The 14,357-nt window shown below is 70.5% G+C and carries 12 protein-coding genes and 1 tRNA gene; 6 read left to right on the top strand and 7 right to left on the bottom strand.

Features of this window, described 5'->3' with window-relative positions:
- Positions 1-112: 112 nt before the first annotated feature.
- From RCO28_RS33875 to RCO28_RS33865, 3 genes are all read left to right on the top strand, one after another.
- Entirely contained in the window at positions 113-1,258 is a 1,146-nt protein-coding gene (locus RCO28_RS33875; protein ID WP_308945182.1) for an SGNH/GDSL hydrolase family protein, read from the top strand.
- Between the two features lie 63 nt (positions 1,259-1,321).
- Positions 1,322-2,542 (top strand): acetyl-CoA C-acetyltransferase, encoded by a 1,221-nt coding sequence (locus RCO28_RS33870; protein ID WP_308945181.1) that lies wholly within the window; start codon positions 1,322-1,324, stop codon positions 2,540-2,542.
- Positions 2,543-2,826: 284 nt separating this feature from the next.
- Complete coding sequence (locus RCO28_RS33865) at positions 2,827-3,678, top strand: hypothetical protein (RefSeq protein ID WP_308945240.1); 852 nt, start codon at positions 2,827-2,829, stop codon at positions 3,676-3,678.
- Between the two features lie 99 nt (positions 3,679-3,777).
- Here the strand turns inward: RCO28_RS33865 and RCO28_RS33860 are convergent, their stop codons facing one another.
- A complete protein-coding gene (locus tag RCO28_RS33860) occupies positions 3,778-4,089 on the bottom strand; it encodes a hypothetical protein (protein ID WP_308945180.1) in 312 nt (103 codons plus the stop codon).
- A gap of 98 nt (positions 4,090-4,187) precedes the next feature.
- On the opposite strand from RCO28_RS33860, the gene RCO28_RS33855 reads away from it, so the two are divergent.
- Positions 4,188-4,418, top strand: a complete 231-nt coding sequence (locus RCO28_RS33855) for a DUF4287 domain-containing protein (RefSeq protein WP_308945179.1) — start codon at positions 4,188-4,190, stop codon at positions 4,416-4,418.
- A gap of 86 nt (positions 4,419-4,504) precedes the next feature.
- Here the strand turns inward: RCO28_RS33855 and RCO28_RS33850 are convergent, their stop codons facing one another.
- Both RCO28_RS33850 and RCO28_RS33845 read right to left on the bottom strand, forming a co-directional pair.
- Positions 4,505-5,389 (bottom strand): Bax inhibitor-1/YccA family protein, encoded by an 885-nt coding sequence (locus RCO28_RS33850; RefSeq protein WP_308945178.1) that lies wholly within the window; start codon positions 5,387-5,389, stop codon positions 4,505-4,507.
- A 144-nt stretch (positions 5,390-5,533) separates the two neighbouring features.
- Positions 5,534-5,616: transfer RNA gene (locus tag RCO28_RS33845), tRNA-Leu, on the bottom strand.
- A gap of 390 nt (positions 5,617-6,006) precedes the next feature.
- Between RCO28_RS33845 and RCO28_RS33840 the strand changes: the two genes are divergently transcribed.
- Together RCO28_RS33840 and RCO28_RS33835 are read left to right on the top strand one after the other, a co-directional pair.
- Positions 6,007-6,777, top strand: coding sequence for an ABC transporter ATP-binding protein (locus RCO28_RS33840; protein WP_308945177.1), 771 nt, complete (start codon positions 6,007-6,009; stop codon positions 6,775-6,777).
- Positions 6,778-6,818: 41 nt separating this feature from the next.
- The gene (locus tag RCO28_RS33835) at positions 6,819-9,350 is read left to right on the top strand and encodes an FtsX-like permease family protein (protein ID WP_308945176.1); all 2,532 of its coding nucleotides are present in this window, start codon (positions 6,819-6,821) and stop codon (positions 9,348-9,350) included.
- A gap of 156 nt (positions 9,351-9,506) precedes the next feature.
- Here RCO28_RS33835 and RCO28_RS33830 read toward each other — a convergent pair whose 3' ends face one another.
- From RCO28_RS33830 to RCO28_RS33815, 4 genes are all read right to left on the bottom strand, one after another.
- Positions 9,507-10,796, bottom strand: a complete 1,290-nt coding sequence (locus RCO28_RS33830) for a cyclopropane-fatty-acyl-phospholipid synthase family protein (RefSeq protein ID WP_308945175.1) — start codon at positions 10,794-10,796, stop codon at positions 9,507-9,509.
- 209 nt (positions 10,797-11,005) lie between these two features.
- On the bottom strand, positions 11,006-12,415 hold the full coding sequence (locus RCO28_RS33825; RefSeq protein WP_308945174.1) for an NAD(P)/FAD-dependent oxidoreductase: 1,410 nt from the start codon (positions 12,413-12,415) through the stop codon (positions 11,006-11,008).
- A 378-nt stretch (positions 12,416-12,793) separates the two neighbouring features.
- Positions 12,794-13,735 carry a Ppx/GppA phosphatase family protein gene (locus tag RCO28_RS33820; RefSeq protein ID WP_308945173.1) on the bottom strand — a complete coding sequence of 314 codons (942 nt, stop codon included), beginning with the start codon at positions 13,733-13,735 and terminating at the stop codon, positions 12,794-12,796.
- On the bottom strand, positions 13,732-14,283 hold the full coding sequence (locus tag RCO28_RS33815) for a DUF501 domain-containing protein (protein ID WP_308945172.1): 552 nt from the start codon (positions 14,281-14,283) through the stop codon (positions 13,732-13,734). The genes RCO28_RS33820 and RCO28_RS33815 overlap by 4 nt, the downstream gene beginning before the upstream one ends.
- Between the last annotated feature and the right edge of the window lie 74 nt (positions 14,284-14,357).

The raw sequence follows: 14,357 nt of genomic DNA, 5'->3' as shown, positions 1-14,357 counted from the left end.
GCACCGGTCCGTACCCCTGTCCGTACCCCTCCTTCGCCGGGTCGGAGATTGACCGACGGTACGTACCGGGCAAGGAGTTGATGTACGGCGCTACAAGGAGGTGGCTCGGTCCATGTCGAGGGCAAGGGTGGCGCGGCGGATCGCCGCGGGTGCCGCGTACGGCGGCGGCGGAGTCGGGCTTCTGGGCGCGGCGGCGGTCGGGGTGCTCCTGGCCGAGGTGCAGCTGGCGAAGCGCAGCGTGGGGAGCGCGTCGGGCGCCGAGCCGACCCAGCCGCCGCACGCCGACGGCCTGTACGGCAGGGCCTTCCTCGACCCGGCGGACACCCGCTCCCCGCTGCGCCTGACCCTTCTCGGCGACTCCACGGCCGCGGGCCAGGGCGTGCACCGCTCCGGCCAGACGCCGGGCGCGCTGATCGCGCAGGGCCTCGCGGCGGTGGCGGAGCGCCCGGTGCTGCTGCGGAACGTGGCGCAGCCGGGCGCGCAGTCCGACGACCTGGCCCGCCAGGTCACGCTGCTGCTCGCCAACTCCTCGCCGGTGCCGGACGTCTGCGTGATCATGATCGGCGCCAACGACGTCACGCACCGGATGCCCCCGACCCGCTCGGTCCGCTACCTCGCGGCGGCGGTACGGCGGCTGCGCACCGCGGGCGCCGAAGTGGTCGTCGGCACCTGTCCCGACCTGGGCTCGGTGGAGCAGGTCTACCAGCCGCTGCGCTGGCTGGCCCGCCGCGTCTCCCGCCAGCTGGCCGCCGCCCAGACCATCGGCGCCGTCGAGCAGGGCGGTCGTACGATCTCGCTCGGCGACCTGCTCGGCCCGGAGTTCACGGCCAACCCGCGCGAGCTGTTCGGCCCGGACAACTACCACCCGTCGGCCGAGGGCTATGCGACGGCGGCGATGGCCATACTGCCCACGGTCTGCGCGGCGGTCGGCCTGTGGCCGGAGGAGGAGCGCCCCGACACCTCCCGCGACGAGGGCTTCCTGCCGGTCGCACGAGCGGCGGCGGAGGCCGCGGCCGAGGGTGGTACGGAGGTCACGGCCGCGATGCCGACCGGCCCGCGGGGTCCGTGGGCCCTCCTCAAGCACCGCAGGCGGCGCCGTATCCACGCCCCAGAGACAGTCCCGGAGACAGCCCCGGGCACGGCCCCGGAGACGGCCCCGGAGACGGCCCCCGACGCGGGGGAGTCCGACCCCTCTACCCCGCCAGCCCCTGAGCAAGCGCTTAGAAAAGAGGCGGGTGTCACACGCCAAGAGCGATGACCTTCGCCGTACGTGCAGGTAACTTCCCGTACGGTCTGCCAAATCCTCAGTAGGGAGCCTCCCGTGCCCGAAGCCGTGATCGTCTCCACCGCCCGCTCCCCCATCGGCCGCGCCTTCAAGGGCTCCCTGAAGGACCTCCGCCCGGACGACCTGACCGCGACGATCGTCCAGGCCGCCCTCGCCAAGGTCCCCGAGCTGGACCCGCGCGACATCGACGACCTGATGCTCGGCTGCGGCCTGCCCGGCGGGGAGCAGGGCAACAACCTGGGCCGCATCGTCGCCGTGCAGATGGGCATGGACCACCTGCCCGGCTGCACGATCACCCGCTACTGCTCCTCCTCGCTGCAGACGACCCGCATGGCGCTGCACGCCATCAAGGCCGGCGAGGGCGACGTGTTCGTCTCGGCCGGTGTCGAGATGGTGTCCCGCTTCGCCAAGGGCAACTCGGACTCGCTGCCGGACACGCACAACCCGCTGTTCGCCGAGGCCGAGGCCCGTACCGCCGAGGTCGCCACGCAGGAGGGCACCACCTGGCACGACCCGCGCGAGGACGGCCTGGTGCCGGACGCGTACATCGCGATGGGCCAGACCGCCGAGAACCTCGCCCGCCTCAAGGGCATCACCCGCGAGGACATGGACGCCTTCGGCGTGCGCTCGCAGAACCGCGCCGAGGAAGCCATCAAGAACGGCTTCTGGGAGCGCGAGATCACCCCGGTCACCACTCCCGACGGCACGGTCGTCTCCAAGGACGACGGCCCGCGCGCCGGCGTCACCCTGGAGGGCGTCTCGGGCCTCAAGCCCGTCTTCCGCCCCGACGGACTGGTCACCGCCGCCAACTGCTGCCCGCTGAACGACGGCGCCGCCGCCCTCGTCGTCATGTCCGACACGAAGGCCCGCGAGCTGGGCCTCACCCCGCTCGCCCGGGTCGTCTCGACCGGTGTCTCCGGCCTGTCCCCCGAGATCATGGGCCTCGGCCCGGTGGAGGCGTCGAAGCAGGCGCTCAAGCGTGCGGGCCTCGGCGTCTCCGACATCGACCTGTTCGAGATCAACGAGGCCTTCGCCGCGCAGGTCATCCCGTCCGCCCGCGACCTGGGCATCGACGAGGACAAGCTGAACGTCAACGGTGGCGCCATCGCCGTCGGCCACCCCTTCGGCATGACCGGCGCCCGCATCACCGGCACGCTGATCAACAGCCTCCAGTTCCACGACAAGCAGTTCGGCCTGGAGACCATGTGCGTCGGCGGCGGCCAGGGCATGGCCATGGTCATCGAGCGCCTCAGCTGACCCCGCGCCGGGCCCCGGGGGCGCACCCCGAGTAACCCTCCGAGTCCCGGCCGTGACACAACCTCCCCCAGGATGTGACCTATGTCCTGGGGGAGTAGCATTTTCGCAGGTCAGAGCGGTGCGGGTCGAAACCTCGGGTAGAAAGTCCTGTCCATTTCGTGACCTAATGCACTGACAGCCCTCAGTGGTCTCCGACAAGCTGTTGTAGTAAGTCGGGGGTCAGTAAGTCGGGGGTCAGTCAGCCGGGGGTCAAACTTGGAACCGGGAGTACGTCAGTGAGCGCCATGACTCTTGCCCTGCTGGTCGCCACCGCCGCTGCCACGGCCGTGGGAGCCGCCGCACTGCACACCGTGCGTGGCCTCCGTCAGCAGCTCTCCGAGATCTCCGCGCTGCGCACCGAGCTCGCCACGAGCCTGGCTCAGCACAGCGACGTCGCCGTGCCGCACGCCCGCGGCGCCGCCGAGTCCGGTGTGCCCGCGCAGGGCACCGACGCGATCCGCGCCGCCGTCGCCGAGGCCCTGGCCGAGGAGCGGGAGCGCGAGCTGGCCGAGGCGCGCGCCTTCTGGGCCGCGCAGGAGGCCCGCGACGCCGCCGACGCCCCGTCCCTGCTCGGCGGACTGCCGGCGCACCTGGCCGAGGAGCTCTTCCTGCCCCGCCAGTCCGACTTCGTCGGCCTGGAGCGGGAGCTGCAGCACGAACTGGCCGAGCCCGCCGAGGAGCTGAGCGGCGCCGCCGACGAGTTCCCCGAGGACTCCCCCGAGCTGGCCGCGGCCCGCCGCCGCCACCCCTCGCACCCCGACTTCGTGCCGGTCCAGCCTGTACGGGACGGCGCCACCGGCGACCACGAGCACACGCTGCGCTGCCTGGAGGAGCTCGCCCAGGACCGCACCGCGCTCTCCGACGTCCGCCCCGGCCCGCTCGGCACCCTCGACGTGTACGTCTTCACGGACGGTACGACCCTGTGCATGACCCCGGGCCACCGCGAGACCGCGGAGCGCCTGGCCGCGGCCCTGCGGGCGGGCGACAGCCCGGTGCTGCTCGGCGGCTCCGGAGTCTCCGGCGCGTACACGCTGACGTTCGGCTGCGGCGACGAGAACGTCTACATCCTGGCTGACCGCGTCATAGCCTCCGCCTGACCCCGCCCGAGGGCCGGTCTTCGCCCGAGGGCCCGTCCCCACCCGAGGCCAGCCCTCGCCCGAGGCCCTTCCTCGTACGCCCCCGAAACGCGCCGGTGTTCACACCCCGGCGCGTTTTTGTGCTTCCTGCACCAGTTCCACCGCTTCCGCGAGCTGCGCCTCGTCCGTCAACACGAGGGCCAAGTCCCGCCCCGCGACGGTGACTTGATCGGAGACCGCGAACAGGCCCGCGTCGGGCATCTCCCGCGGCTCGGCCTGCGGGTCCTCGATGGACTGCGCGCGCGCCGCCAACTCCCTGGCCAGCGCCCGGGCTTCGGCCGCGGCGACGCGCTGGAGGCGGCTCTCCGGGGCGGCCCGCAGGCGGTCGGCGAACTGGTCCACGGCATCCGTCAGCGGCGTTGTATCAAGCACCCTGCGACCCTATGCGCCCTTCCGGGGCTGTTGCCAACACCCGGACACTCAGGCACGGTGACGTGAAGGACTCGCATCGACAGCGTCCGGAGGCGCCGATGTCCCTAGTCTTCTCCGAGGAGACCCACCGCAATCTGCTCGCCCGCATCCCGCACTGCACCGGCCGCGAAGTCTCCGAGTGGCTTCGCGCGATCGACGAAGGCCCATCCTTCTTCCGCTTCGACGAGAAGGTCAGCTGGCTCCGCGCCGAGTACGACCTCGCTCACGGTCACGCCAAGGCGATCGTCCACGAGCACGACATGAGGAGGGCCGCGCGCAGACTCCTCTGAGCGCACCCCCACCAGATCCCCGACAACGCCGAAGGGCCCGCGAAGCAAGCGCTTCGCGGGCCCTTCGCAGGACTGGACGGCGTACGTCAGTCGCTGTTCAGGATGGAGATCAGCCGCAGCATCTCCAGGTAGATCCACACCAGCGTCATGGTCAGACCGAAGGCGGCCAGCCAGGACTCGGAGCGCGGAGCGCCGTACGCGATGCCGTCCTCGACCTGCTTGAAGTCCAGGGCGAGGAAGAAGGCGCCGAGCAGGATGCCGACGATGCCGAAGACGACACCGAGCCAGCCGCTGCGGAAGCCGAGGCCGTCACCGCCGCCGAACACCATGAACAGCAGGTTCACGGCGGTCAGCACCAGGAACGCCGTGGCGGCGATCATCAGGAAGCGCGTGAAGCGCTGCGTGACGCGGACGATGCGGGTCTTGTACAGCACCAGCATCGTGACGAAGACGGCCATCGTGCCGAGCACGGCCTGCATGGCCGCGCCGGGTGCGACGAACGTGTTGACGTAGTTGCTGATCGCGCCGAGGAAGACACCCTCGAAGGCGGCGTACGCCAGGATCAGCGCGGGGTTGGCCTTGCGCTTGAAGGCCTGCACCAGGCCGAGCACCATCGCGATGAGCGCGGCGCCGATGGCGATGCCGAGGCCCACGTTCATGACCCAGGCGACGGTGGCGCCGGCGATCACGGTGCCGAGCGTGATGCCCGTCCGCATGACGACGTCGTCCATCGTCATCTTGTCGCCGGTGCTGACCGGCGCCTGCGGGGCGCCGTGCTGGAGGTCCTGCTGCGCGTAGGGGTTCTGCGCGTACGGGTTCGTCGGCGCCTGGGCGTACGGATTACCGCCCGCGTAGGGGTTGCCCTGGGTACCGACCGCGGGGCCCCCGGCCTGCGGCGCCGAGCCGAAGCCCGCGTAGCCGTTGTCGCGGCTGAACCCCCGTCGCGAGAAGACCGGGTTGCTGCTCCTCATCTCACTCCTCTGCGCCACTCAGACTGGCCACCCTGCGTGGCCTTACGACAAGAGTAATGCGTAAGCAAAAGAACCACCCTAGTGCTCTGGGAGGATCTTCTCTCACTTCGCTGGAGGAGTGCGGTGAAGAGTGGAGTGGAGAGGTGCCCGGAACCGGATTTGAACCGGTACGCCCCCGAGGGGCAGCGAGGTTTAAGCTCGCCGTGTCTGCATTCCACCATCCGGGCAGACCGTGGACTCCGCGTGTGCGGGGTCCTGAGCCTATCGGGAGGCATCCCCCGAACGGCCGAACAGCAGCCCGATGTTGTCTTGTTTTATTGACGTCTGAGGGTGCGTCAGCGCTCGCGAGGGGTGTTCGGCGCTTACGGGACCGCCCCCGTGCGCGGTTCGGGAGCCCCTGGCGGAATGACGGGATTCTGTCGCCCCACGCGGGGGTGTCCGCCGGGTGTCCGGCGAACCGCGTCAGGGTCGGGGCTCCTCCCCAGGTATGACTCCGGACCCCACCGGTCAGCCTGAAGAGGAAGCGGCGAACGAGAGCTGGGGCTGACTTCTTCACACGGATCCGACAGCACGATGGATACCGGAAGTTGACGTCGTGCCGACAGGAGCCCCGTTCCGTGACCACCACATCCGTCGCTCACCAGGCGACCGCAGTAGCCGCGCGTGCCACCGAGCTGAGCAAGGTCTACGGCCAGGGCGAGACCCAGGTGGTCGCCCTGGACCGGGTCACGGTCGACTTCCGGCAGGCCGAGTTCACCGCGATCATGGGCCCGTCCGGGTCCGGCAAGTCGACCCTGATGCACTGCGTCGCCGGGCTCGACTCGTTCAGCTCGGGCTCCGTGCGCATCGGCGACACCGAGCTGGGGTCCCTGAAGGACAAGCAGCTGACCAAGCTCCGCCGGGACAAGATCGGGTTCATCTTCCAGGCGTTCAACCTGCTGCCCACCCTCACCGCGTACGAGAACATCACGCTGCCCATGGACATCGCCGGGCGGAAGCCCGACAAGCGGTGGGTCGAGCAGGTGATCCAGATGCTGGGCCTCTCCGGGCGGCTCGGGCACCGGCCGAGCGAGCTCTCCGGCGGCCAGCAGCAGCGCGTGGCCGTGGCCCGCGCCCTCGCCTCGAAGCCCGACATCATCTTCGGCGACGAGCCGACCGGAAACCTGGACTCCCGCTCCGGAGCCGAGGTCCTCGGCTTCCTGCGGAACTCCGTACGGGAGCTGGGTCAGACCGTCGTCATGGTCACGCACGACCCGGTGGCCGCCGGATACGCGGACCGCGTCGTGTTCCTCGCCGACGGCCGCATCGTCGACGAGCTGAACGAGCCGACCGCCGAGGCAGTACTGGACCGCATGAAGCGGTTCGACGCCAAGGGCCGGACCAGCTGAGCCCCGACGCCCACCACTGACCTCAGGACTCAGGACCCCACATGTTCCGTACCGCCTTGCGCAACGTGCTCGCGCACAAGGCCAGGCTGCTGATGACCGTGCTCGCCGTCCTCCTCGGCGTGGCCTTCGTCTCCGGCACCCTGGTCTTCACCAACACCATCTCCGACGCGTTCCAGAAGAGCTCCGCCCAGGGCTTCGAGCACGTCGACGTCGCCGTACAGCCGAAGAAGGGCGCCGAGGACAAGCCGGGTGCCGCGCCCCGGCTGAGCCAGGAGCTGCTCGAGGCGGCCGGGAGCGTGCCCGGCGCCGCCTCCGCGACCGGCACCGTCTCCGGCTTCGCCGCGCTCGCCGACAAGGACGGCAAGCTGGTCGGCGAGGGCTGGTCCACGACCGGCGCCAACTACTACGGCGAGAACGACTCCCGCTACCCGATGAAGGACGGCCGCGCCCCGTCCGGCAAGGGCGAGATCGCGCTCGACGCGAAGACCGCGGAGCGCGCCGGGTACCAGGTCGGCGACCAGGTGCGGATGTCCATCGACGGGCCCGTGCTCACGCCGATGGTCTCCGGCATCTTCACCACCGACGACGGCAACGTCGCCGCGGGCGGCAGCCTCGCCCTGTTCGACACCAGGACGGCGCAGGCGCTGTACGCGCAGCCCGGCTCGTTCAGCGAGATCGACGTGCGGGCCGCGCCCGGCACCAGCCAGGCCGCGCTCAAGGCCGAGATCGAGAAGGTGCTGCCGAAGAACGGCACCGCCGAGGCCACCACGGGCGGCGAGCTCGCCGACGAGCAGGCCGAGCAGATCGAGAGCGGCATGAGCGGCATGCAGACCGGCATGCTCGCGTTCGCCGGGATCTCGCTCTTCGTCGGCATCTTCATCATCGCCAACACCTTCACCATGCTGGTCGCCCAGCGCACCAAGGAGCTGGCCCTGATGCGCGCGGTGGGCGCCAGCCGCCGCCAGGTCACGCGGTCCGTGCTGATCGAGGCGTTCGTCGTCGGCGCGGTCGCGGCCGTGGTGGGTCTGGCCGCGGGCGTCGGCATCGGCGCCGGACTGCGCTCCCTGATGGGCTCCTTCGGCGGCAGCGTGCCGGACGGCCCGCTGGTCGTCTCTCCCTCGACGGTGATCGCCTCGCTCGTCGTGGGCATCGTCGTGACGATGCTCGCCGCCTGGCTGCCGGGCCGCCGCGCCGCGAAGATCCCGCCGGTCGCCGCGATGAACAGCGTGCACGCCACGGCCACCACCAAGTCCCTCGTCGTACGCAACACCATCGGCACCCTCCTCTCCGGCGCGGGCATCGCCGCGGTGCTCGCCGGGACGCGGATGGGCGACGACGGGAAGCTGCCGATGGGTCTGGGTGCCGCGCTGCTCCTGATCGGCGTCTTCGTCCTGACGCCGCTGCTCTCCCGGCCGATCATCGCGGCCGCCGCCCCGGTCCTGCGCCTCTTCGGGGTCTCCGGGAAGCTCGCCCGGCAGAACTCGGTGCGCAACCCGCGCCGTACGGCGGCCACGGCCTCGGCGCTGATGATCGGGCTCACCCTGATCACCGGCATGACCGTGATCGCGGGCAGCGTGCAGAAGTCCATCGACAAGATGGCCACGGACTCCATCAAGGCCGACTACGTGGTCTCGATGCAGAACTTCAACACGCTCTCCCCCGACGTGGAGAAGAAGCTGGCCGACCTCGACGGCGTCACGGCCACCAGCCCGCTGCGCAACTCGCCCGCGCAGATCGACGGCAAGAAGGAGTCCGAGTACCTGACGGGCGTCGACGCGGAGACCATCGGCTCGCTCGCCTCCCTGGACTTCGAGCAGGGCTCGTGGGGCGGCCTCGGCGGCGGCAAGGTCGTCGTCGACAGCGACACCGCGAAGCGGTACGGCTGGAAGGCCGGTTCGGACTTCAGCGTCCGGTACGAGGACGGCAAGAAGGGCACGCTGCAGGTCGCGGGCGTCTACCAGGGCAACGAGATGATGCGCGGCATCATGCTGGACAAGGACCGGCTCGCCCCGCACCAGCAGCAGATCACCGACATGCAGGTGATGGTGAAGACGTCGGACGGCGCGACGCCCGCGGCCAAGGACTCGATCCGCGCGGCGCTCGGCGACAACCCGGCGATCGCCGTCGAGGACAAGAAGGACATCTCCAACGGGATCGCCCAGATGTTCACGCTGATGCTGAACATGCTGTACGGGCTGCTCGCCATGGCGGTCATCGTGGCCGTGCTCGGCGTGATCAACACCCTGGCGATGTCGGTCTTCGAGCGCTCCCAGGAGATCGGGATGCTGCGCGCGATCGGCCTCGACCGCAAGGGCATCAAGCGGATGGTCCGCATGGAGTCCCTGGTGATCTCGCTCTTCGGCGGCGTCCTCGGGATCGGCCTCGGCGTCTTCTTCGGCTGGGCGGCCGGCGAACTGATCGGCTCGTCCCTCGCGACGTACGAACTGGTCCTGCCGTGGGGCCGGATGGGCCTCTTCCTCGCCCTGGCCGCGGTGGTCGGAGTCCTGGCCGCCCTGTGGCCGGCGCGGCGGGCTGCCCGCTTGAACATGCTGGCCGCGATCAAGGCGGAGTAGGGGGTACGGGCCCCGACAGGGGCGCGGGGCTGTGACACTTGCGGCTCCGCCGCGGGGCGCGACCAGCCACGACGGCGCCGCGGCCGAACGCCGGAGGGGTGAGAATTCAGCCCCTCCGGCGTTTGAGGAGCGGAGGGCTGGGGGCGGCGCCCCCAGTTACCGCCAGCCCCGCGTCCGCAGCGGCACGCCGGCAGTGCCGGACTCCTCAGTCCGCACCGCCAACACCTGGTTCACCCCGATCCGGTTCCGCTCGAAGGCCAGCGCGGAAGCGGCCATGTAGAGGCGCCACACCCGCGCCCGCCCCGGCGAGACAAGCCGCAGCGCGCGCGGCCACGCGTCCTCCAGGTTGGCCACCCACTGCCGCAGCGTCAGCGCGTAGTGCTCGCGGATCGCCTGCACGTCGCGGACCTCGAAGCCCGCCTCCTCCAGGAGCGAGACCGTACGGCCCACGGGGGCCAGCTCGCCGTCGGGGAAGACGTACGCGTCGATGAACTCGTCCACGCTGTAGCCCGTCTCGTCGCCCACGGGCCGGCGCGCGATCTGGTGGTTGAGGAGCCGCCCGCCGGGCTTCAGGAGGGCGTACAGGTCGTGCGCGTACCCCAAGTACCGCACCCTGCCGACGTGTTCGGCCATCCCGACGGAGGAGATCGCGTCGTACGGGCCGTCCCTGACGTCGCGGTAGTCCTGGACGCGGATCTCGATCCGGTCGGTGAGGCCCTCGTCCGCGATCCGCTTGCGGGCGTACGCCGCCTGCTCCTGGGAGAGCGTGACGCCGACGACCTGGACGCCGTGCTCGCGGGCCGCGTGGATGGCCAGGGAGCCCCAGCCGCAGCCGACGTCGAGCAGGCGCTGCCCGGGGGTCAACTCCAGCTTGCGGCAGATGAGTTCGAGCTTGTCCCGCTGGGCGTCCTCCAGGCTCGCGTCCTGCGATTCCCAGTACGCGCAGGAGTAGACCATCGACGGCCCGAGGACGAGTTCGTAGAAGTCGTTGCCGACGTCGTAGTGGTGGCTGATGGCCTGGCGGTCGCGGATCTTGGTGTGCAGGGGGCCGCTGCGCCGGCCGATCTCCTCGACGGGCGGGGCGGGGGGCAGGAGCAGTGGTCCGGCGAGGGAGAGCAGCTCGCGGATCGCGGCGCGGGTGTCGGGGTCGCGCAGCGAGGGGCGCGAGGCGTCCTCGGCGCGCTCCCAGATCAGCTCGGAGATCAGGTCGAGGGCGGCGTAGAGGTCGCCCTCGACCTCCAGGTCTCCGGCCACCCAGGCACGGGCCATGCCCAGTTCGCCGGGCCTGAAGAGGATCCGGCGCAGGGCGCGGCGGTTACGTACGACCAAGGTGGGAGCGCCGGGGGGACCCTCCTCGCTGCCGTCCCAGGCACGGATGCGGACGGGGAGCGGGGCTCCGAGGAGTTGCTCGGCGAGAGTCCTCAGCCGCAGCGCGGCGTCTGCCATGGCGTGTCACCTTCCTGGTCTTTACCGGTAGGTCCAACACCACGTAAACACCAACAGGGGGCGCGCGCAGTCCCGTTGCGGCATAAAAGGATCGCAAAACAGTTGCCTCGGCACACCGAACCGTCCCTGGGATCGCAGAAACCCCGCAGGGGCCGCCCGCACCACGGATGGCGGGCGGCCCCTGCGGGGTCTGACGGGTGAGCCGGGGCTCAGGAGGCCTTGGCCTTCTCCGACTTGGCGTCGGACTTGCTGTCGGCGGCCTCGGCGGCCGGCGGCGCGACCGGGGCGGGCTTGGCGGCCTCGTAGAACTCCTCGCGCGGCGACTCCATCGCACCGAGGGAGACGACCTCGCGCTTGAGGAACATGCCGAGGGTCCAGTCCGCGAAGACACGGATCTTGCGGTTGTACGTCGGCATCGCCATGCCGTGGTACGCGCGGTGCATGTACCAGGCGAGACGGCCCTTGAGCTTGATCTTCATCTTGCCCATGACGATCATCGCGACGCCCTTGTGCAGGCCGAGACCGGCGACCGCACCCTTGTTGGCGTGGCTGTACTCCTTCTGCGGGAAGCCCCGCATACCGGAGATCACGTTGTCGCCGAGGACCTTCGACTGACGCAGCGCGTGCTGGGCGTTCGGCGGGCACCAGGCGTTCTCGTTGCCCGCCTTGCGGCCGACCATGTCCGGAACCTGCGCGTTGTCGCCCGCGGCCCAGATGTAGTCGGTGCCCTGGACCTGGAGGGTGGCCTGGGTGTCCACGTGGCCGCGCGGGCCGAGCGGCAGACCGAAGCGGGAGAGCACCGGGTTGGGCTTCACACCGGCGGTCCACACGATCGTGTTGGAGTCGACCTCGAGGCCGTTCTTCAGCACCACGTGGCCGTCGATGCAGGAGTCCATGGAGGTCGAGAGGTAGACCTCGACGCCACGGCTCTCCAGGTGCTCCTTGCCGTACTGCCCGAGCTTCGGGCCGACCTCGGGGAGGATCTTGTCGGCGGCGTCCACGAGGATGAAGCGCATGTCCTCGCGGGACACGTTGGTGTAGTACTTCGCCGCGTCCCGGGCCATGTCCTCGACCTCGCCGATGGTCTCCGCACCAGCGAAGCCACCGCCCACGAAGACGAAGGTCAACGCCTTGCGGCGGACGTCCTCGTCAGTCGTGGAGTCGGCCTTGTCGAGCTGCTCGAGGACGTGGTTGCGCAGGCCGATGGCCTCCTCGATGCCCTTCATACCGATGCCCTGCTCGGCGAGGCCGGGGATCGGGAAGGTGCGGGAGACCGCGCCCATCGCGATGACCAGGTAGTCGAAGGGCAGCTCGTAGGCCTCGCCGACGAGCGGCGCGACCGTGGCGACCTTGCGGTCCTGATCGATGGTGGTGACTCGGCCGGTGAGCACCTCAGCCTTGGGCAGCACGCGTCGCAGCGGGACGACGACATGCCGAGGCGAGATGCTGCCGGCAGCAGCTTCGGGGAGGAAGGGCTGGTACGTCATGTACGACCGGGGGTCGACGACCGTGACGGTCGCCTCGCCGTAGCGCATCTTCTTGAGAATGCGCCGAGCTGCGTACAGGCCTACGTACCCACCGCCTACAACGAGGATCCTGGGACGCTCCGTGGTGCTCATGCCATCGAGTATCCACCCCCCGATGAGGGGTCGCTCGTGAGCCCCTTCACAAGGGTCTCGACACCCTCTGCTACACTCCGCCACCCACGTGACCGAGGTCATGGCCCGGCTGGGGAACCATCGGACCGGCCGAACGCGTTGAGACCGCCGCTGAGCTGCCGCTCCGGGAGTGATCCCGAGTTGACCACGGCCCGGTTTCCCGGCGGTTACCGCCGCCCGATACGCCTCTGAAACCTAGGGTGAGGTCCGGCGGAGCCCACCATTCAGGACGAGAGGCGCACCGAGACGCCCATCGGACCCCTTTTCCTTGTGAAGAAGTTCACGAACTTTCTCGGCGACCCGGTCGACCCGGCCCGCCACCAAGGAATCCAAGGCGCCTCAGGCGAGCGACCAGGCGATGCCATCCAGGATGTCGTGCTCGCTCACGACGACCTCGTCCGCGCCGATGCGTTCCATGATCATCAGCAGTACGAGGGCGCCCGCGCCGATCACATCCACGCGGCCCGGGTGCATCGGGCCGATCGCGGCGCGCTCCGCGTGCGTCGAGCCGAGCAGCTGCTCGGTGATCTTCTTGACCTGGGCGAAGGGGATCCGGGAGTGGTGGATCGCCGCCGACTCGTACCTCTGCAGGCCGAGGGCGATCGCGGCGACCGTCGTGACCGAGCCCGCCAGGCCGACCAGGGTGCGGGCCGAGCCGATCGGCACCGTCCGCTCGGCCAGGTCGAGGGCCTCGGCGACGTCCGCGCGGATGGCCGCCACCTGCGCCTCGGAGGGCGGGTCCGCGACCGCGCCGTCCCGCACGAGATGGCGCTCCGTCATGCGCACACAGCCGACGTCCACGGAGCGGGCGGCGCGCACCCCGTCCACGTCCCCGACGACGAACTCGGTCGAGCCGCCGCCGATGTCCACGACCAGGTAAGGGGTGTGCAGGCCGGACTCCGTCAGCTCCTTGGTGGCGCCGTTGAAGGAGAACTCCGCCTCCTGGTCGCCGGTGATCACCTCGGGCTCCACGCCCAGGATGTCGACGACACCGCGCACGAACTCGTCCCGGTTCTCCGCGTCCCGCGAGGCCGACGTGGCCACGAACCGGAGGTGCTCGACGCCGTGCTCCCTGATGATCTCGGCGTACTCACGGCATGCCGCGAACGTACGCTCCAGCGCCTCGGGGGCGAGCCGGCCGGTCCTGTCGACGTCCTGGCCGAGCCGCACGATCGTCATCCGCCGGTCCAGATCGACCAGTTGACCGGTCTCGGGGTCGGCGTCCGCGACGAGCAGGCGGATGGAGTTCGTACCGCAGTCGATGGCGGCGACGCGGGTCATACGGTCTCCTCCGGCTGGTCTTCCGGCTTGTCCTCGGGAAGCGTCACGCACGCGCCCTTGCGCCACCACTCCGGCAGCATCGCGATGGCCTCGTCGCCGAGCGGGTTCACCCCGGGGCCCGCGGCGAGCGAGTGGCCGACGAGGACGTGCAGGCACTTCACCCGGTCCGGCATGCCGCCCGCCGACGGGAAGCCCTGGAGCACCTCGATCTCGTCGCGGCGGCGGATGTAGTCCTCGTGCGCGGCGCGGTACGCGGCGGCGAGCTCCGGGTCCGTGGCGAGCCGCTCCGTCATCTCCTTCATGACGCCGTTGGCCTCAAGGGTGCCGATCGCCGAGGCGGCCTTCGGGCACGTCAGGTAGTACAGCGTCGGGAACGGCGTGCCGTCGGGCAGCCGCGGCGCCGTCTCCACCACATCGGGCTGACCGCACGGGCAGCGGTGGACGATGGCCCGCAGGCCGCGCGGCGGGCGGCCGAGCTGCTGCTTGAAGGCCGCGACGTCCGCGTCGGTCGGCTCGGTGCGCGGGGTGGAGGGCGGGGGCGTTTCCATGCCGGTGCTCGTGTTCTTTCGGTGAGGTCGAAGAAAGTACGGGTCGAGGAAGTACGGGTCGAAGAAAGTACGGG

It is taken from the genome of Streptomyces sp. LHD-70 (genome assembly GCF_031157275.1).
Taxonomy (GTDB): domain Bacteria; phylum Actinomycetota; class Actinomycetes; order Streptomycetales; family Streptomycetaceae; genus Streptomyces.
The sequence above is the reverse complement of the archived record's forward strand: the minus strand, read 5'-3'. Positions and strand labels throughout refer to the sequence as shown.

Coding starts and splice junctions, on each gene's coding strand:
- RCO28_RS33835 (WP_308945176.1), top strand. CDS start 6,819: ATGTTCCGTACCGCCTTGCGCAACGTGCTCGCGCACAAGGCCAGGCTG.
- RCO28_RS33815 (WP_308945172.1), bottom strand. CDS start 14,283: ATGGAAACGCCCCCGCCCTCCACCCCGCGCACCGAGCCGACCGACGCG.
- RCO28_RS33875 (WP_308945182.1), top strand. CDS start 113: ATGTCGAGGGCAAGGGTGGCGCGGCGGATCGCCGCGGGTGCCGCGTAC.
- RCO28_RS33820 (WP_308945173.1), bottom strand. CDS start 13,735: ATGACCCGCGTCGCCGCCATCGACTGCGGTACGAACTCCATCCGCCTG.
- RCO28_RS33865 (WP_308945240.1), top strand. CDS start 2,827: ATGACTCTTGCCCTGCTGGTCGCCACCGCCGCTGCCACGGCCGTGGGA.
- RCO28_RS33830 (WP_308945175.1), bottom strand. CDS start 10,796: ATGGCAGACGCCGCGCTGCGGCTGAGGACTCTCGCCGAGCAACTCCTC.
- RCO28_RS33825 (WP_308945174.1), bottom strand. CDS start 12,415: ATGAGCACCACGGAGCGTCCCAGGATCCTCGTTGTAGGCGGTGGGTAC.
- RCO28_RS33855 (WP_308945179.1), top strand. CDS start 4,188: ATGTCCCTAGTCTTCTCCGAGGAGACCCACCGCAATCTGCTCGCCCGC.
- RCO28_RS33850 (WP_308945178.1), bottom strand. CDS start 5,389: ATGAGGAGCAGCAACCCGGTCTTCTCGCGACGGGGGTTCAGCCGCGAC.